The sequence below is a fragment of the Fulvivirga kasyanovii genome (assembly GCF_009711405.1).
Lineage (GTDB): Bacteria > Bacteroidota > Bacteroidia > Cytophagales > Cyclobacteriaceae > Fulvivirga > Fulvivirga kasyanovii.
On sequence record NZ_SMLW01000640.1, the window covers coordinates 13,734 to 33,059 of the forward strand.

Genomic DNA, 19,326 nt, shown 5'->3' on the forward strand with positions numbered 1-19,326 from the left:
ATTTTTTCCGCATTTAGGTTAAAAAAATCCCTTCAAATTCCGTCATTCCGGGGGATTTTTCCTGCATACAGTTTAGTGACCTTTGATTAAGGACCAAATTGGCTTTAAGGAAGAACAGGAGCTTTCACACTACACTCCGGGAAATCCTTTCACGCCAGTCAGGTCGAAATAATTTATTTCACTTAAACCGTATAGTATGAAGAAGTTTTTACTCATTAGTTTCATGCTGGTCCTGATACTCGGGCACTATGAGTCTCAGGCGCAGGAACGATCAATCACGGGTAAGGTGACCTCAGTGGATGAGGGACAGCCTTTGCCCGGTGTAAACGTAGTGCTGAAAGGTACTACGACAGGAACCGTTACCGATATCGATGGTAACTACAAACTCAATGTGCCTCAGGAGGGAGGAGTGCTGGTTTTTTCTTTCATTGGTCTGGAATCTCAGGAAATGGCAGTGGGATCACGTGCCGTGATCGATGTGCAGATGGCCTCGGATGTAACGCAGCTCAGTGAAGTAGTAGTGACGGCTGTGGGTATTGAGCGTAGCAAGAAATCATTGGGGTACTCAGTGGAAAATGTAGGCTCCGAACAAATCCAGCAGAAGTCGGAACCTGATGTGCTGAAAGCCTTGCAGGGCAAGGTGCCCGGTGTGCAGATCTCTGCCTCATCCGGGTCGCCCGGTAGTGCCACCAGGATCACCATTAGGGGAGCTTCATCATTTTTGGGAAGCAACCAGCCGCTGTTTGTGGTGGATGGTATCCCTTATAATGATACGCAGTTTGACACTAACAACCAGTTGACAGGTGGTGCTGCCTATGCCAATGGTCTGGCCCAGCTTGATCCTAATAACATTGCCTCCATATCAGTGTTGAAAGGTGCCGCCGCGGCTGCTTTATACGGGTCAAGGGCTGCCAATGGTGTTATCGTAGTAACCACCAAATCAGGAAGTGCAAGGGCTTCGAGAAAAGGATTGGAAATAACCGTGTCATCTTCATTTGCCATTGAGGAGATCGCCAACCTTCCTGATTATCAGAATACCTACGGAAATGGTGCAGAATTTTTATATTCGAATTCAAATGGTTCATGGGGCCCTGCTTTTGCTTCACTGGATTCGTTCCCTACCTGGGCCAATTACCTGAACGCATTTCCCGACTTGCCGGCAAACTTGCCCTATGTAGCGCAACCGGATAACGTAAAAGATCTATTTGAAACAGGTACGATCTATGATAACTCCATCAGCATAGTAGGAGGGAATGAAAAAGCCACACTATCAGCCGTGGTTTCCCATATGACCCAGGATGGTTACATCCCTTTCTCTTCCTTTGACAGAAGCAACCTCAGCATAGGAGGTAATGCACAACTGGATAACAAGGTGATCATTGGTGGTAACCTGTCGTATACCCGCACGGAGCAACATGGACCTATATTTGGAGCGGCTGCTGCCGATCCTACTGCTGCATCATCTTTTGCGCGGACACTCTGGCTGGGAAGGACATGGGACACCAGTCTGCCTTATGAAAACCCGCAAGGGGGATCAGTATTTTACAACACACTGGCAGTTGACCACCCGCTATGGTCATGGAAGCACAATGGCCTTACTGCAAATGTTAACAGGTTGGCGGCCAACTTCAATGTGGCCTATGACATCACCGATTGGCTGACAGCATCATTCAAAGTGGGTACCAACACTTTCAATGACAGAAGGCAACAGGTATGGGATATTGGCTCTAATGCCTTTAGTGGTACAGGCGCTATACTGGATGATGATATTTACTTCGAGGAAATTGAGACCAACTTCCTCCTTACCTTCCAGAAAGACCTGAATGAGGATTTTGATATTAAGGCCATAATAGGGCACAACTCCAACCAAAGGACTATCGACAGGCAGTCTACCTTAGGTACTACTATCGTTTCTCCCGGTATTTATGATATCGATAATACCAACACCCTGGTGCCCAATGGCGGTACATATTCCAAACGAAGATTGATGGGTGTTTTTGGAGAATTTAATGTCGGATACAGGGACTTCCTGTTTTTGAACATGACCGGTAGAAACGATTGGTCATCTACCTTGCCGGTTGAGAGCAGAAGCTTCTTTTATCCAAGTGCTTCGTTGTCTTTCATCTTTACCGAAGCGTTTGATATCAACAGCAACACACTTACCAATGGTAAGTTAAGGGCTAGCTGGGCCAAGGTAGGTAATGATGCAGGTCCATATTCATTAACCAATACATTCTCCGTAAACCTGGGTAACAATACCGGTGTGATCGGTTCAGTTAACCAAAACGACCTGCCGTTTTTAGGGCAGCCGGGTATTACGCAGAGCAACATAGCGGCAGATCCTGACCTGACCCCTGAGTTTACCAAAGAGTGGGAACTGGGTACGAGTCTGGTCTTTTTTGACGACCGTATCAACCTTGATGTAACCTATTACAAGAGGAACTCGACTGATCAGATCGCCAATGTAACCTTACCTTCGGCTTCCGGCTTCGAGCAACTGATCACCAATTTTGGAGACCTCGAAAACAGAGGATGGGAAGTAGGTTTAGGACTGGTGCCTGTTAAGCTGAGCAACGGCTTCAAGTGGGAGACTTATACTACTTTCACCAAAAACGAGAGCGAAGTGCTGGCATTGTCAGACGGAGTGGAGCGCATCAATATAAGAAACCTGTTTGGTGGAGGTGTAAGGCCAATCCTTGAAGTAGGACAGCCGTACGGAGCATTGTATGGTTCAGTATCCGCAAGGGATGAAGAAGGTAACTTCCTGATCGACCCGAGAACAGGTATTTTATTCCCAAGCCTTGAAAATAATGGCTTAGGTATCATTGGTGATCCTAATCCTGATTTTACCCTGGGCTTCATCAACACCTTTAGCTTCAAAGGCATTATACTACAGGCCCTGCTCGACTACAGACATGGAGGTGATATCTACACCACCACGGTAGAGCGCTTATTGGGCAGGGGAGTGACCAAGGATACGGAAGACAGAGAGGCTTCAAGGATAATCCCGGGATTCTACGGAGACCCGAATACAGGTCAGCCATTGCTGGATGAGAGTGGCAATAAAATTCCGAATACCACACAAATCACTACCAACGACCTGTTCTTCTCCAATGGAGGTTCCCAGCAATCGTTTGGTATCAATGGTGCAGATGAAATGTCTGTATATGATGGTACTGTTATTCGTTTGAGAGAGGTGAGCCTGGGCTATCAATTGCCTAAGAAGCTTTTGGAAAAAACTCCTTTCGGCAGCGCTTCGATAACCTTTACCGGCAGGAATTTATGGTACAATGCACCCAATATTCCTAAGCATACCAACTTCGACCCCGAGGTCAACGGCTTTGGTTCGAGCAATACACAAGGTATAGAGTATGCTTCAGCTCCTCAGTCCAAGCGATACGGAGTAAACTTAAAGTTCACATTCTAAACTTACAGCGATGAAAAAATTAATTAATAGATATATGCGCGTTGTAGTTTGTGCGGTTTTGTTACTTTTCTCATTGAGTTGTGACGACTATTTTGATATCAATACAGACCCCAACAACCCCACAACGGCACCACTAAACCAATTGTTAACCAGTTCGCAGTTGAACATCGTCAACTCCCTAGGTCTTTCCAACGGAGGGTTGACTTCTCACCTGGGTGTATTTATGCATCAGGTTACGCGAAGGGCCAGCCCCGATCAGTACGGTACGCAGGGCAGTGATTTTGCCATTACCACTTCATGGCAGGCATTTTATGATATTGCCCTGGAGGACATCCGCTATATGATAGAGACGGGTACAGAGAGCGGCGACATGCAGTATGTAGGTATTGCCAAAATATTAAAGGCCTATACTTACAGTGTACTTGTGGATGTGTGGGGCGATGTGCCTTTTAGTGAAGCCAACAATATGCCTGATATTCGTTTTCCGGCATTTGATGATGATGCGGTGATCTACCCTCAGGTCATAGCTTTGCTGAACGAGGGCATTGCCGATCTGGCCAACGCTGAGGCTGAAAACCAAAATGTACCCGGTGCTGATGACCTGATCTATGGCGGGGATATCGAAAAATGGAGAAAGGCCGCTAAAACCATTAAGCTCAAACTTCTTAATCAGATAAGAGGTGTAGATGTGATACCTGATGCAGAAGCTCAAATTGTGGCTCTGATCAATGAAAATGACCTGATTAGTAGCCAGGATGAGGATTTCGAGATGTGGTATGGCGTCTCTACCAGCCCTGACAACAGACATCCTGCATTTATAACAGACTATGCCAGTGCCACAAAAACCTATTACATCAGCATTTGGCTATACCAGATCATGACAGGTCAGAACCCTGATATTTTTACAGGTATTCAGGATCCCAGGGAGCCTTACTACATCTATAACCAGTTGGCTCCGGGAGAGAATCCGCAGAACCCATGGGAGTACCTGGATGGTCAGTTTCTGTCGATCCATTTTGGGTCTACACACCCTAACCAGGCGCAGAACCAGGACAGGTCCAGTTCGGTGTTGGGGCTTTATCCGGCCGGCGGTAAATATGATGATGGAGCGGGAGGGGTAGTGTCTTTAAGTACCGGTGCGGGCGATGTGCCGGAGAGGATATTGCCTTACTACAGCCGCCTGTTTATCGAAGCCGAGCTGGCTCTTGACGGGGTGATCGCCAAAGACCCGAAACAATTGCTGGAAGATGCCATGGAAGCTGCTTTTGCTAAAGTGAACCAGATCGTAGACAATACATCCAGCACACAGACGATCCCTAACATTTCTGATGTTGACCGCGATGCTTATATCGCTGCCGTTTTAACGGAATATGACAATGCAGGGAGTGATGACAGAAGGCTTGAGATTATTTTGACCGAAAAATGGCTGGCCAGCTTCGGTAACTCTATAGATCAGTACAATGACTACAGAAGGAGGGGGTACCCTGTATTGTTTGACCCTAATAACGACACGGGGCCTTTTGCTTCAACGACCATTTCTGCAAGGAACTTTCTGGTTTCGTTGCCCTGGAGGGATCAGGACCTGAACCTGAATCCAAATTCGCCTGAGCAGAAGAACCCTACGACATACAAAGTGTTTTGGGACATTAATTGATCACTATTAAATAGAATATCATGAAAGGATTTTTAAAATATATAGTTGTGGGGCTTGCCATCGTGGTTTCTGCCTGTGAGGATGAAGATGCCATCAAGTTTAAGCTTGATGATATTCCAAAAGGAGCCGTGGCCAATTTTAACACCACTGAAAATGATGACGGGTTTATTAACCTTACTAACTTGGATAATGTAAATCTGGAGTTTTCCGTAGACTTGAGAAATGACCTGCAGCAGGGTGATGACGGCCTTACGCAAGGTTCAGGAAAACTGGATGGCAATCTGGAATTTGCCCCGGTAAACTCTGTAGATATTGAAGTGCTTTGGACACGAGCCAATGGGGAGAAGTACACGGGTTTAATTTCCAGCCTCACTTCATGGCCAGCTACCATTACCCTCGATACAGATGACCTGATAGGCGCTTTTGATCCGGGGGTTATTACCAGAGATTCTTTAGTACTTGGAGACCAGTTCCAGATTACTGCCGGCTTCAATTTTGAAGATGGCAGAAAAATGCCGGGCTTCGTTACCAGTGTTGATGGCACACCTACCATAGCGTTCAGCCCGAGTTTTGCCAACCAGCCAGGCCTGGTGATGAACCTGGTATATCTTGTTACCTGTCCGTCAGACCTTGCCGGAAACTATACTGCAGAATTGGTGTCATCCAATGCAGATCCGTCTAATTTCAGGTCCCCCCAGCCGGTAACGGTTACGGGTTCAGGCGGGGTTTATCAACTGAGCGATGGTACCCTGGATATCTTTGGCCCTGATTTCCCTATTGGCCTGGCCTTTAGTGAGATTTGTGAGACTATTACCATAACACCAGGATCAGTGGATTTCCCTACTCAGGTGATCTATGTACAAGGGCCAGGCACCACTTATGATCCGGATACAGGCGTAATTACCTTTGATATTACTTACGATGCCACCTCCTGTTGTGGGTTGGCCGGTATCCAGTACACGTTTACCATTACGCCGAATTAACATTAGTTATATTGTTTGTAGGAAAGGGCTACACTCCTCGTGTAGTCCTTTTATTATAACAGAAATGCAGCCTGTCTCACCGGCCTGTTTCCTGCGTACAATTAATAAACTTCTTCCACCGTTGCTCTATTACATAGTTCCTTTTGATTGGGACCAATATATTAGGAAAGGCAGCCAACAGCATTGGACTACGCCTTTTACTAAACTTCGGGAAGTTAGGTAAAGCTTAACTGTTGCTTAGCATTGATAGTAGATAATACCGTGACAGTATAATTCCAGCCTTTAAGGCCTTTGGCCAAATACATACTATTACAAAAGACTGTACTTTTTGCTGATAGAAAGCGCCCCTTGCAGTACTAGAGTTGTGCTTGTGAGTATGGGATAGAATAAAAAAGGGCAGCTTTTGTGCCGCCCTTTTGGTATATAAAGTCTTAGGATTAAATAAGTGAGTTATAATAATCAAATATCTTCACCAAATCCTCTTCCTTGTTAAATTTCAGCTTATTCTCCTTTATGTAATTCTCTACATCACTTTTCTTGTTGCCGAAAATCCCTTCATTTTTCTTGAAAGAAGAGCCTGTTATTTTATGAGCCCTGGCATTGTTAATCACATAATAGTCGATTTTTTTAAGGATCTGCTGGTTGCGGTTGCCCATATCAATGGCTGGTACATAGGTTGGGTCTTTGACTTCCACATAGGGTACACCGATCAGCATCAGCTTATCCTCATACAATACCTGGGCTATTGATTTCGGTAAGACTTTATTGGCGTCATCAATCAGGTCTGTATTGATGTAGCTTTCGATCTTATTATTATGATTTCTGTATGAAAACGTTTTTAATACCGGAAGTGTACAGATCTTGGTTTGGTCGTTATTCTCGATTTCAAGAAGCTGGTTCTTCAGGTCATACCTTAGCGGAAAGTTTTTATACAACTTATCACTGTTGGTAATGGTAAAATCGCCTGTCAACCAGTTTTCATTCAGGTAAAAGCTACCTTCCATACCTGGTGGAGGTAAAGGCAGTTCATCAATAACCTGACCGGGATTGACATTTTGATCCAGGATGGATATTTCCTGGTTTGTCGTTTGGGAAAAGGCTATGGTACATACCAAAGTAAGTAGCATAGCCATTAAAAGGGTTCTCATGGATAATGGTTAAAGTGAAAAATTGAATTTAGAACTGATTGATCCTTAGTTAGAAACCCAATTTTTTTGCCATTAAAATTTATCCGGAGTCTGAATTATTTTAAGTACAACTTCGTGTGGGTCACCATCACTATCTTCAAGAAACAGCTTTACAAGAGGGTTGTCCTCTGCTATTTTGTTTTCAATTTTAATAATTTTTGTACCGGAAGATAATTGCTTCTGCAAGCTATCCTGCAGGTTTTCAATAGCCTGTGCTATTTCTACTTCTAAAGTACTGGGGTTGTATATAGATGTTTTCATACAAATATTACCATTTTATAAGTGAAGAAGCCCATGTAAATCCACTTCCAAACGCCGCCATACAGAGCAGGTCGCCCTCTTTGATCTTTCCTTCCCCCCAAGCTTCGCTCATGGCGATAGGAATAGAGCCGGCAGTGGTATTACCATATCTCATAATGTTATTATACACCTTTTCATCAGGTAATCCAAGCTTTTGCTGGATGTAATTACTTATCCTGAGATTGGCCTGATGAGGTATCAACAGGTCTATGTCGTCTTTTGTTAAGTTGTTAGCATCCAGGGCTTCCATAATTACCTCATGAAAGCGTACAACAGCATGTTTGAATACCATGTTGCCATTCATGTGGACTTTGAATGTAGACGTATCTGTTATCTGTTCCGGTTGCCTCTCTTCATGCGGACGGCTACTGCCAGGGTCTTTTACATAGAGCTCCTCAGCATAACGACCGTCGGAATGCAAATGAGAAGACAGGATGCCCGGCTCATCCGAAGGTTGCAAAATTACGGCACCTGCACCGTCTCCGAAGATCACGGCCGTGCCTCTTCCCCTTGTAGTCAGGTCAAGGGCGGTAGATTGTATTTCTGCGCCAATTACCAGAATGTTTTTGTACATCCCTGTTTTGATGAACTGGTCAGCGGTAGACAAAGCATATATAAAACCGGAGCAGGCGTTTCTGATGTCCAGTGCTCCAATCGATTCCAGCCCAAGCTCACGTTGTAACAATACTCCCGAACCTGGGAAGAAATAATCCGGAGTGATGGTAGCCAGTACAATAAAATCAATATCTTCAACCTTTAAATTGGCACGTTCCAGGGCCATATGGGTTGCTTTTGCAGCCATGTTGGCTACGGTATCAGTTTTAGGGTCAATAAACCTTCGTTCCCGGATACCTGTCCTTTCGATGATCCATTCATTGTTTGTGTCCATCAACTTGGAAAGGTCATCGTTTGTGACCACTCTTTCGGGTACGTAATGACCAACTCCTGCAATTTTTGAATAGCGCATTTAATATAATTTTTTAAAGCATCAAATATAACTAAAATTAACTAATGTTAGTTAGGCTTATAAGTACACAGTAAAATGCCTGTTTTTATGTGTATATTGTTTAACTAAACCAACAGATATGAATTACTTTTTACTGTCTGTCATCATGTCCTTTGCCATGCCTCAGGATGAGGTCGATCAGACGATAAAGCAGCTTAACGAACAGATGGAGGCGGCATTTAATTCCGGAAACCTTAAGAAGGTTGCAGGTTTTTATCTCGACGAAGCTTACCTGATAAGTCCCGGGGATAAACAAATTACAACCAGGACCGATATTGATGAGTACTGGACCAGTATAAAGAACCCGGTAAAGTGGGAGCTGGAGGTGATTGAGGTAACCAAAGATGAAAAATCCATTTATGAGAATGAATATTGGAAAGCGCTGAAAAACAAACCCCCGGGGTGGAGGGCGCAAGGGATTGATATTGATAACAACCAAAAGTTGGTGTACCAGTTGGGACACTCCGCGCTTACCACCATGCATGATGGAAAGGAGCATACCAGTGAGGTTGATTTCATATTGATATGGAAGTACACTGATGAAGGCTATAAAATACTGCTGGATACTTACGCATGGCAATGATGCAACCTTTCTGAAATTATTGAGTCTTATAGAAGTTGGTGGTGAAGAAGGGATTTTATTCATCAAAACTTCTGTACTATGCTCAAAAACTACTTTAAAATTGCGGTCAGGAATCTGATCAGGAAATCTGGTTATTCGCTGATCAATATTTCCGGACTTGCCGTTGGCCTTTCATGCTGCCTGCTTCTGGCGCTTTACATTACAGATGAACGCAGCTATGATCGTTTTCATCAGCAGGCAAAAGATATTTACAGGGTAAATACTACGTACGAATATGGCGGTTCGTCAGCTAAAATGTATAATACGCCGACAGCCTTGCTGCCCGGTATCCTCAGGGAGTTTTCAGAAGTAAAAACAGGTGTCCGGCTTTTTGATGTGAGCATTTTCAGTCCTGTGGTGGTACAATACGGGCATGAAAAATACCAGGAGAAAAAATTCCTTTATGCCGACAGCTCATTTTTTGATGTGTTTAGCTTTAAGCTGATCAAAGGAAACCCTTCTACAGCTTTAGCACAACCCAATGCGCTGGTCGTAACAGAGTCCGCTGCAAAAAAATACTTTGGCGATGCTGACCCAATGGGAAAAATACTCAAAATCAATAGTACTCAGGATTTTCAGGTAACAGGCGTTGTTGAAGACCAGCCACATAACTCTCATTTCCATTTCGATTTTTTGGCTTCATTCTCCAGCCTCAGTGCTGCCGGGAGTGAAACGTGGTACAGTGCCAACTATGCCACCTATATTGTATTTGAAAATGCAGCCAATCGTCAAAAACTTGAGGAAGAGATCTCTGCTTTTGTGGCTGGTCAGCTAGGTGAGGAGTTTGCCAGTTCCGGTTACAGCTTTTCTTATGACCTCATGCCGATTACAGACATTCACCTGTACTCCGATGTGCAGGCAGAAATGGAACCCCAGGGAAGCATAAAAAACATTTACATTTTTACAGTTATCGGTATCCTTATCCTTTTGATAGCCTGTATCAATTACATGAACCTGGCCACCGCACGGTCGGCAGACAGGGCTCGGGAAGTAGGCATGAGGAAGGTTATGGGGGCATTTAAAAAGCAGCTCTTCTATCAGTTTATGGGAGAGTCGGTAATCATCACCTTACTTGCCACAGCCATATCAATAGCTTTGGTTGGCGCTGTGCTCGGGCCTTTCAATACCTTTACAGGTAAAGCCCTCACGGTCGGGCATCTGCTGAGTTATCCAATATTGCCGGGGCTGCTTTTGATCATTATTGTGGTAAGTCTGTTGGCAGGGGCTTATCCTGCGCTTAGCCTTGCCTCTTTTCAGCCGGGGGATGTACTCAAAGGCAGCTTTAAAAGATCTTCGAAAGGTAACTTCCTTCGGAAAATACTTGTGGTGGTGCAGTTTTCAATTTCCATATTCCTGATCATTGGCACTCTGGTGATCTATAAGCAGCTAAACTTTATGAGAGATAAGAAACTGGGGTATGACAAAGAAAATATGCTGGTAATATCCACCGACAAAGAAGTGAACAAAAACTTCGATCGGATAAAACAGCAGTTGGAGTTGAGGCCTGATGTAGTGGGGGTTTCCATTGCCTCTGAAAATCCGGCAAACATTAACGGAGGCTATAGCATTCATGTGGAGGGTATGGAAGGAGAAAAAACTTTATCAGTTAACGCTGTTACGGTGGATAAAGATTTTGTCTCAAATCTGGGTATGGAATTACTTGAAGGCAAAGCTTTCACCGAAGCCGATGTGGAGCGGTCGACCCGGGAAGATTTTAATACGAGAGAATACAGCTTTTTGGTGAATGAGGAGCTGGTAAAGCAAATATTGCTTACTCCGGGAGACATCGTTGGCCGCCGAGCCATGCTCAACGGTAGACAGGGTGTAGTGGCAGGAGTATTGAAGGATTTTCATTTTTCATCATTAAAAAATAAGATAAACCCGCTGGTGCTTTTTATTGAACCTGCCCAGTACAATGAAATACTGGTGAAGGTCATGCCTGCCGATATGGAGCAAACACTTGCAGGGGTAGCGGCAGTGTGGGCTGAGCAGGTGCCTCATCGCCCCTTCGACTATCGGTTCCTTGATCAGGAGTATCAAAAACTGTATGACAATGAATTACGGCTGGGCGACATTTTTACCATGTTTGCGAGCCTGGCTATTATAATTGCCTGTTTAGGGTTGTTCGGACTGGTGGCTTTTACCGTGGAGCAACGTACAAAAGAGATTGGTATCAGGAAAGTGCTGGGGGCAACAATCGCCAGCCTGTTTCTGCTGGTTTCCCGAGATTTTACCAAGCTTGTCATTATTGCATTTCTCATCACGGCTCCTCTGGCCTATTATGGCATGAGCCAATGGCTTGCAGATTTTGAATATAAAGTGACTATAGGCATTTTCCCGATACTTTTGGCCATAGCCGTGGCGTTGTTGCTTTCACTGATCACCATCAGCTATCAATCTGTAAAGGCCGCCATGATGAACCCGGTGGATACGTTGAGGAATGAATAAAGGACTGTGGGTAATGGGGGATTATAACGGGTGATCCCTCAGCTTGTTTTCCAGTTCTTCAAATAAGGTAACATTCATCAGGAGCAGGAGCATACCGTAAAAGGTGTCTTCCACCGGGATAGTGCCCAGCCTGATCCCAAGGTTTTCCGCATTGTTGTACCATACTACCTGGTCAGGAATGTAAGACCCGGTTAATACGCCGTTGATCAGGAAAAAAGGTACGAGTATGAAGATAAAGCTAAAATAGAACCTTCCGAGATACTGAGATCTCAGAATGAAAATATGAACCAGTAAGAAGGCGCATAAAGCAAAGAAAGTGACAGAGGTATATGCCCTGTGGGTATTGCTGGCTGCAATTAAGAATGAGATGGCAATAAGGACCCAGGTGATGGCTGGTGCATACTTTCCTAAATAATCTTCTTTGAAAAGGTACTTAAAACTAAAATAGGTAAATACGCAGGCATAGGGAATACAGATAAAAAACAGCCATTCCTCCAAAGGAAGGTTGGCAATGTGTAGCCCGGTTAAATACGTCTCGTTGAAGCCCCAGATACCCCACTTGGTAAAATATACGTCCCAAAGAATAAAAAGCACCCCGGGTATGGCTATGGCAGGCATCAGGTACTGCCACTTCTGGGAAAAATTGGCTTTAGGATAAAAACTAAAGGCCAATGGTACCGATATGGCTAGTGAGTTGAGTAAAAGATATAGGTACTGCCAATCCATTGCTAAAAATATTTATTCACACATTTAAAAAATAACATACACAGGTAAGTTTTTTACGATTCCCTTATGCTTTTTACTTTATACTTCTTAGGGGCATAAAGGAAACCAAAGGCCTCGCCATCTTCTTTTGTGTGTTTTTTGTGGTGGATGTAATGAGCATTGATCATACGCTCCAGATATTTACTCCTTTTGCTGGGGCGCCATTTGATTCGCTGATGTACTATAATGTCATGAAAAATGAAATAAAAGACTCCGTAACACAATATTCCTATCCCAACTGACAATAAATATGGTGAATAGTTGACCAGGGTGGCGTAGTAGATCAGGCCAATACTCGGCAAGCTGAATACCAGGGCAAACAGGTCATTTCTTTCCAGAGTGTGGTTATGTTTTTTGTGATGCGACCTGTGCCATACCCATAGAAAACCATGCATAATGTACTTATGGGTGAACCATGCCACAAATTCCATAAACAGGAAGGTGACAATGACGATCAATGCGCAAATCAGAATGGTGAAAATCTCCATATTTACACTTTTTTAAACGGTTACTGTCCTGTTTTGAAAATAATCCTGTAGCACCTTGGAGCGGTGGTCAAAGATAGCCTTTACCTCTTTTTCAACAAAAATACTATTGGCTATCCTGCCAATAACACCAAAAGGTATGGCATAGTTTACCTCATCGGTCATCTCCACGCCATCTTTAACTTCACGGAAATGATGCTGATGATGCCAGAGCGCATAGGGGCCAAACCTTTGCTCGTCTACAAAATAATAGGGTTCCCGGACATGTGTAATTTCCGTTACCCAGTCAACCGGTATACCGGGTAAAATGTTCACTTTGTAGCAAATGAGCTGACCAGGGTACATTTTTTCCCCGCCGGACGAATATCTGATCTTGAAACCCATATGCTCCGGTGTTATTTCTTTCAGGTTTTTGGGTGTAGAGAAGAACTCCCATGCCTCCGACAGGCTGATGGGCAAATACTGCGTTTTTTTAAGGTTGTATATTTTCATCTTAGTCTTGAGATATCATTGAGTGCAAAACCCATGTTTCACTTGTCATACTTTTACAATTTTAGAAGCCATGCCCGGGAATATGAGAAAATGGAAAGGCAGTACACAATACCAGTAGATGCGGCCCCAAATGCCCAGCGGCCTGAAAGTCGCTTTTTGCATAAGGATTTTTCTACCCTGGTTTTCTTTAATGTGGAACTCCAGCCAGGCCTCTCCGGGCAGCTTCATCTCTGCATATAGCAATAGTTTACGGTCTTTTTCACTGGCCAGCAACACACGCCAGAAATCCAGAGCATCACCAGCCTTTAATTCGGTGGGGCTTCTTCGTCCTCTTCTCAGGCCTACACCACCCACAGCTTTATCTAAAAAGCCCCGGATCTCCCACAGGAAATTCCCATAGTACCAGCCATTTGTGCCTCCAATAGACCACAGCTTTTTCTTCACCTCCTGGATATCAGCATCAAACTCCACTGTTCTGATGTCATTGAAACATCCATGCTGCGGTACTTCAATGAAATCGCGGAAGCTATGGTTCATGCCCTCATTAGAAATGGCATCTTTCCAACTGGAGATAACATTCTTCTGGCTGATCCGGCTAAAAGCCATTTCCAGGGCTTCGTGGTAAGAGTATTTTTTGATGGGTACAAGTTTGTCGATGTTTCCAAGTTTTGCCACCACATCATGCCGCATGCTGTCGACCAGGTTGCGTGCCAGGGGATAGGAGGTAGAGGTAACAAAGTATAGCCATAGTGATGATAGCTTCGGGGAAAGTACAGGTACGGTGATTATCAGCCTCTGTAGCTTTCTCACCGTAGCATACCCCATCAGCATTTGCTTATACGTTAATATGTCAGGTCCGCCGATGTCATATATCTGATCAAAGGTCTCCTCATGGTTCAGCACGCCAAGCAGGTACTGGATAACATTGCGGACGCCGATGGGCTGGCACCTGGTTTTGAGCCATTTTGGAGCCACCATAACGGGCAGCTTCTCCACCAGGTCTCTGATGATCTCAAAGGAAGCGCTGCCTGACCCTATTATGATCGCAGCTCTTAGTACGGTTAAAGGTTTCTCAGAGGTCTTTAGAAAGTCTTCCACATTTTTTCTGGAGCTCAGGTGTTCTGACAGCTCGTGGTCGTTGACTATACCGCTGAGGTATATGATCTGACGGGCAGAAGTTCTTTTTATGTATTCCGCAAAATTCAGTGCCGTGTTTTTCTCAGAATCAGAAAACCCTGCATAGGAACTACTCATGGAGTGTACCAGGTAATATGCCACATCAATATCACCGGGTAAGTCTTTCAGTGTTTCCTTTTTTTCGAGGTCGGCCTCCAGTACGGTAACAAATCTCAGGAACTCTTCATCAAAATCTTCCCAGTCAAACCTGCGCCTGTCGCGGACGAGACATACCACATGATGGCCCTCGGCCACCAGAACAGGGAGCAGCCGTCGGCCGATATAACCCGTTGAACCTGTGAGCAGGATTTTCATGACCCTAATGCCTGTTTATAAGTTTTGATGGCCCTTTCTCGCGCTGTTTTGTGCTCAACTATCGGCTTGGGATAGCCAAGCTCCTGAAACTCCGGTACCCATTGCCTGATATATTTTAGCTCCGGATCAAATTTTTTCGTTTGAAGCTCAGGGTTAAACACCCTGAAATACGGTGCCGCATCTACCCCGGTACCGGCCGCCCATTGCCAGCCGCCGTTGTTGGAAGCAAGTTCATAATCCAGCAGTTTTTTTGCGAAATAGGCCTCGCCCCAGCGCCAGTCTATCAGCAGGTGCTTGGTAAGGAAGCTGGCCACGATCATCCTCACGCGGTTGTGCATATAGCCCGTAGTGTTAAGCTCCCGCATCCCGGCATCCACAATCGGGTAGCCTGTTTGTCCTTTGCACCAGAGGTCAAATTCCTTTTCATTATTCCTCCAGTTCAGCTTATTGTATTTCGTCTGGAAGTTTTCGTCTACTACCCTTGGGAAGTGCCAGAGTATCATCTGGTAAAACTCACGCCAGATAAGCTCATTCAGGTAGACCTTACTTTTTTTCCGGGCTTCATTGGCTATTTTTCTGATGCTCACCGTGCCGAACCTCAGGTGTATACCCAGGCGGGATGTGCCATCCACAGCGGGGAAATCGCGGCGCTCTTTATAATGTTCCAGCACCGTGTCTGTCACATTCGGGGATGGGATGTCTATATTGGCAGGTTTAAACCCTAAGCTTTCAAGCGTTGGCGGCCTTTCAAATTTGCGCTGTACAAAGTTTTTAAAGTGCAGGGCAGATGGCACCGGTTCGTAATTCTTGTCTGAAATAGTGCTGTGCCACTGCCTGCTATATGGAGTGAAGACCACATAGGGATCTCCATTATCTTTTAATACTTCCGATTTTTCAAGCAGGACGTGGTCCTTATAAGTTTTGAACTCAATATCATGTTTTTTTAGCAGCGATGCTATGTTTTTGTCCCTTTCCAGCGCATAAGGTTCATAATCATGGTTGGTATAAACCTTTCTGACCTGATATTGGTCTGTTAGTTTTTTCCATACTTCCTGAGGAGTGCCCTGCTCCACAATAAGCGAGCTGCCTTTGCTTTTGAGGTCGTCATTGATGTCCGAAATCTGCTGATGAATAAAGGAGACTCGCGCATCATGCCTGTCTTCCAGGTCATCGAGTATGTTGGTGTCAAAAATGAACAGTAGAAGTACCGGCAACTCGTCGCTTAAGGCGTGGTACAGGCCTACATTATCATCCAGCCGCAAATCCCTCCTGAACCAAAAGATGTTTACCGAATCCATTTAAGTTAATTTTTTATCAATCTCTTTCTGTATGGCCTCTGCCTCTTCCATTTTTAAAGCATAAAGTCTGAGGTCGCCCGAACGCTGTATGCGCATAGCCTCTTCCAGAATCTTTTTCTTTCTGTTCTTCAATTTTTTAACCGGATCGGGTTTAAAGAATGAAAACATATGCTATTGTTATTTTATGACTTACCTACGCCACTTTCAATTTCAGATGGGGCGCAATATTTTCGATTATGATTTTGAACCAGTGCGTATAGTGGTCTGCATTGGCTTCTATGTCTGCTTTAAGCGTTTTCAGGTCTACATACTTCCAGTCGTCCACTTCATCTTTATTGATGTTTGGTTCACCGTCAAATGTCCCGGTAAATACGTGGTCGAGCTCATGCTCCGTGAGTTGATTGTCCAGCTCAGTCTTGTAAATAAATTTATACAGAAACTCCGGCTGGAGGTCTATCCCCATTTCTTCCATCAGTCGTCTTTTGGCAGCCTCATGCACCGGCTCTTCCGGGCGGGGGTGGCTGCAGCATGTGTTTGTCCACAGTCCGCCTGAGTGATATTTGCCTTCACTTCTTCTTTGAATGAGCAGCTCATGCCGGGAGTTGAAAATGAGTACTGAAAACGCCCGGTGCAATACCCCTTTTTTGTGTGCCTCCAGCTTTTCCATTCTTCCGATCTCCCTGTCTTTAGAGTCTACCAATACTACTTCTTCCATGCTCAAATCAGGTTAAGTCTGTGTTTTAAATAGGTATAAAAAAGTATGGAAAACTTTTTCTGGTTAGGTATCCTGATGCGTTTTTCCATTACGTTGGACGAAGGCGTTCTTCTGATCTTGTTAAACAGGGCGTAATAATAGACATATGCCAGGTAAACCCCAAACCGTGCAGACCGGGGCAATTGCTTGATGCCTTTAAAACCCATTTTGAAATCACTTTCGATACTTTTTTCGATCTCGGCTTTACTGATCTCATCAAACTGTTCCATGTTAAGACCCGGGAAGTAGGTGCGTCCCATGTGCTGGTAATCATCACGCAGGTCGCGAAGGAAATTAATTTTTTGAAAAGCAGAGCCCAGCTTCATGGCATAAGGCTTTAGCCGGTCATACTCTGCCTGATCGCCTTCGCAGAATACCTTCAGGCACATAAGTCCGACCACCTCGGCAGAGCCCAGTATGTACGTTTCAAAACTGTCCATATTGTGGTTAGTTTTGGTCAGGTCCATGCGCATACTGTAAAGAAACTGCTCTATCAGTTTCCGGTCAATATTATACTTGTTGACCGCATGCTGAAAACTGTTGAGGATCGGGTTGAGACTTATTCCTTCTTCAATGGCCAGGTACGTATCCTTTTCAAACCTGTCCAGCAGTTGTGGCTTATCATAATCATGAAAAGTATCCACAATCTCATCGGCAAACCTGACGAAGCCATAAATGGCACATATCGGGTTGCGCAGCTTGGGGTCAAGGCATTTGATAGCCAATGAAAAGGAAGTGCTGTACGATTGGGTTGCAAGGTAACTACACTTTGTAGAGACCTTATCATAAAGCTCTTTCATAGGTTAATGTAATTGGTTGATAATTTCACTTGCTACAACCTGCCCTGAAATAATCGACGGAGGTACTCCGGGGCCGGGTACAGTAAGCTGTCCTGTATAAAATAAGTTTTGTACTTTTCGGTTGTTAATTGACGGCTTAAGAATGGCCGTTTGTTTTAATGTATTGGCCAGCCCGTAAGCATTTCCTTTGAAGGCGTGATAATCTTCAATGAAATTGCTGTGGGCATAGCTTCTTTTATAGATCACATGATCTTTAATTGATTCTCCTGTCAGGCTTTCCATCCGGGCAAGCGTAAGGTTGTAATAACGCTCCCTTATCTCTTCATTATCTTCAAGACCCGGCGCCACCGGTATCAGTATAAATACATTCTCCATTCCCTCGGGGGCGCACTCGTTATCCGTTTTGGAGGCGGCGCATACATAAAATAGCGGCTTTTGAGGCCATTTTGGATCAGTATATATATCCTTTGCGTGCTGTTCAAACTCTTCATCGAAGAAGAGGTTATGATGGAGCAGGTTTTTAATTTTTTTGTTGATGCCCAGGTAAAAGATCAGGGAAGATGGTGCCATATCACGTGTGTCCCAGTATTTTTCATCATACTTACGATAATTTTCAGGCAGTAGATTTTGCTCTATATGATGATAGTCCGCTCCACCTATGACATAGTCGTGTTCATGTTCAGTGCCGTTGACTACCAGGCTTTTAACCTTTGAGTCCTTCATCAGGATGGAAGAAACCGGTGAATTATAATGAAATTTTACACCTAAGGACTCTGCCAGTGAGACCATTCCTTCTACGATTTTGAACATCCCGCCTTTAGGATACCACGTACCCAGGGCTATATCTGCGTAGTTCATCAGGCTGTACAGGGCCGGAGTTTTTGAAGGCATGGCACCCAGGAAAAGAACGGGAAACTCTAAAAGCTGAATGAGCCTGGGGTCTTTGAAATATTTTCGGATATATGTAGCAATGGATTGAAAAACATGGAGTTTGAAAACACCTGTGAGCAGGCGCATGTCCATAAACTCTTTGACGGACCTGCCGGGCTTGTACACGAGGTCATTGATACCTACTTCATATTTGTAGGCAGCCTCTTGCAGAAATGCTTTAAGTTGTTTGGAGCTTCCCGGCTCCAGCTTATCGAATAAGGCATAGATATCGTCAGGTCTGGCGGGAATGTCAACAATATCATTTTTACTAAAAAGAACTTTATAAGAAGGGTCGAGCCGGATCAGCTCATAATAATCAGAGGTGGTTTTGCCGAATTGGTTAAAGAATTTCTCAAAAACGTCTGGCATCCAATACCAACTTGGGCCCATGTCAAAAGTGAAGCCATCGGCTTCGAATTTTCTGGCCCTTCCTCCGGGGGATTCATTTTTTTCATAAACGGTTACGGAGCAGCCTGCCTTAGCAAGGCAGCAGGCTGCGGATAAACCCGCAAAGCCTGCTCCGATTACGGCAATATTAGTTTTTGTCATTTATTCCATTTAGGTGCTATAAGCCACCAGCTTTTTTTGGATTTCCTTACGGGCATGGAATATCCTGTTTTTTACAGTGCCTATCGGAATCTCCAGGCTGTCTGCTATTTCATGATACTTGTACCCGTCAACATG

The 19,326-nt window shown here is 44.5% G+C and carries 18 protein-coding genes; 5 read left to right on the forward strand and 13 right to left on the reverse strand.

Annotated features, from left to right (window positions below; all coding sequences use genetic code 11):
• Nucleotides 1–196: 196 nt before the first annotated feature.
• From E1163_RS22430 to E1163_RS22440, 3 genes are read left to right on the forward strand one after another with little or no spacing between them, the layout of a single operon-like run.
• On the forward strand, nucleotides 197–3,427 hold the full coding sequence (locus E1163_RS22430) for a SusC/RagA family TonB-linked outer membrane protein (protein ID WP_155174712.1): 3,231 nt from the start codon (nucleotides 197–199) through the stop codon (nucleotides 3,425–3,427).
• 10 nt (nucleotides 3,428–3,437) lie between these two features.
• Nucleotides 3,438–5,081, forward strand: coding sequence for a SusD/RagB family nutrient-binding outer membrane lipoprotein (locus E1163_RS22435; RefSeq protein WP_155174713.1), 1,644 nt, complete (start codon nucleotides 3,438–3,440; stop codon nucleotides 5,079–5,081).
• A gap of 20 nt (nucleotides 5,082–5,101) precedes the next feature.
• Nucleotides 5,102–6,064, forward strand: coding sequence for a hypothetical protein (locus tag E1163_RS22440; protein WP_155174714.1), 963 nt, complete (start codon nucleotides 5,102–5,104; stop codon nucleotides 6,062–6,064).
• Nucleotides 6,065–6,501: 437 nt separating this feature from the next.
• Here E1163_RS22440 and E1163_RS22445 read toward each other — a convergent pair whose 3' ends face one another.
• The 3 genes from E1163_RS22445 to E1163_RS22455 all read right to left on the reverse strand — a co-directional run bounded on the left by E1163_RS22445 (nucleotide 6,502) and on the right by E1163_RS22455 (nucleotide 8,518).
• Nucleotides 6,502–7,212 (reverse strand): hypothetical protein, encoded by a 711-nt coding sequence (locus tag E1163_RS22445; protein ID WP_155174715.1) that lies wholly within the window; start codon nucleotides 7,210–7,212, stop codon nucleotides 6,502–6,504.
• Nucleotides 7,213–7,284: 72 nt separating this feature from the next.
• Nucleotides 7,285–7,512 (reverse strand): hypothetical protein, encoded by a 228-nt coding sequence (locus tag E1163_RS22450; protein WP_155174716.1) that lies wholly within the window; start codon nucleotides 7,510–7,512, stop codon nucleotides 7,285–7,287.
• A gap of 7 nt (nucleotides 7,513–7,519) precedes the next feature.
• Nucleotides 7,520–8,518 carry a beta-ketoacyl-ACP synthase III gene (locus E1163_RS22455; protein WP_155174717.1) on the reverse strand — a complete coding sequence of 333 codons (999 nt, stop codon included), beginning with the start codon at nucleotides 8,516–8,518 and terminating at the stop codon, nucleotides 7,520–7,522.
• 118 nt (nucleotides 8,519–8,636) lie between these two features.
• Between E1163_RS22455 and E1163_RS22460 the strand changes: the two genes are divergently transcribed.
• A complete protein-coding gene (locus E1163_RS22460; RefSeq protein WP_155174718.1) occupies nucleotides 8,637–9,140 on the forward strand; it encodes a YybH family protein in 504 nt (167 codons plus the stop codon).
• A gap of 78 nt (nucleotides 9,141–9,218) precedes the next feature.
• Nucleotides 9,219–11,627, forward strand: coding sequence for an ABC transporter permease (locus E1163_RS22465; protein ID WP_155174719.1), 2,409 nt, complete (start codon nucleotides 9,219–9,221; stop codon nucleotides 11,625–11,627).
• A 21-nt stretch (nucleotides 11,628–11,648) separates the two neighbouring features.
• Here E1163_RS22465 and E1163_RS22470 read toward each other — a convergent pair whose 3' ends face one another.
• The 10 genes from E1163_RS22470 to E1163_RS22515 all read right to left on the reverse strand — a co-directional run.
• Nucleotides 11,649–12,353: a lycopene cyclase domain-containing protein gene (locus E1163_RS22470; protein ID WP_155174720.1), complete on the reverse strand. Its 705-nt coding sequence runs from the start codon at nucleotides 12,351–12,353 to the stop codon at nucleotides 11,649–11,651.
• 53 nt (nucleotides 12,354–12,406) lie between these two features.
• On the reverse strand, nucleotides 12,407–12,880 hold the full coding sequence (locus E1163_RS22475) for a sterol desaturase family protein (protein WP_155174721.1): 474 nt from the start codon (nucleotides 12,878–12,880) through the stop codon (nucleotides 12,407–12,409).
• A 12-nt stretch (nucleotides 12,881–12,892) separates the two neighbouring features.
• Nucleotides 12,893–13,369 (reverse strand): SRPBCC family protein, encoded by a 477-nt coding sequence (locus E1163_RS22480; protein ID WP_155174722.1) that lies wholly within the window; start codon nucleotides 13,367–13,369, stop codon nucleotides 12,893–12,895.
• Nucleotides 13,370–13,414: 45 nt separating this feature from the next.
• Complete coding sequence (locus tag E1163_RS22485) at nucleotides 13,415–14,860, reverse strand: SDR family oxidoreductase (protein ID WP_155174723.1); 1,446 nt, start codon at nucleotides 14,858–14,860, stop codon at nucleotides 13,415–13,417.
• Entirely contained in the window at nucleotides 14,857–16,158 is a 1,302-nt protein-coding gene (locus E1163_RS22490; RefSeq protein WP_155174724.1) for a cryptochrome/photolyase family protein, read from the reverse strand. Before E1163_RS22490 ends, E1163_RS22485 begins: the two co-directional genes overlap by 4 nt.
• Complete coding sequence (locus E1163_RS22495; protein ID WP_155174725.1) at nucleotides 16,159–16,326, reverse strand: DUF6435 family protein; 168 nt, start codon at nucleotides 16,324–16,326, stop codon at nucleotides 16,159–16,161.
• A gap of 25 nt (nucleotides 16,327–16,351) precedes the next feature.
• A complete protein-coding gene (gene idi / locus E1163_RS22500) occupies nucleotides 16,352–16,873 on the reverse strand; it encodes an isopentenyl-diphosphate Delta-isomerase (protein ID WP_155174726.1) in 522 nt (173 codons plus the stop codon).
• A gap of 2 nt (nucleotides 16,874–16,875) precedes the next feature.
• Nucleotides 16,876–17,712 carry a phytoene/squalene synthase family protein gene (locus E1163_RS22505; RefSeq protein ID WP_155174727.1) on the reverse strand — a complete coding sequence of 279 codons (837 nt, stop codon included), beginning with the start codon at nucleotides 17,710–17,712 and terminating at the stop codon, nucleotides 16,876–16,878.
• 3 nt (nucleotides 17,713–17,715) lie between these two features.
• Nucleotides 17,716–19,191 (reverse strand): phytoene desaturase family protein, encoded by a 1,476-nt coding sequence (locus E1163_RS22510; protein WP_155174728.1) that lies wholly within the window; start codon nucleotides 19,189–19,191, stop codon nucleotides 17,716–17,718.
• Between the two features lie 9 nt (nucleotides 19,192–19,200).
• A partial coding sequence (locus tag E1163_RS22515) for a sigma factor-like helix-turn-helix DNA-binding protein (protein WP_281353168.1) occupies nucleotides 19,201–19,326 on the reverse strand: 126 nt, incomplete at its 5' end.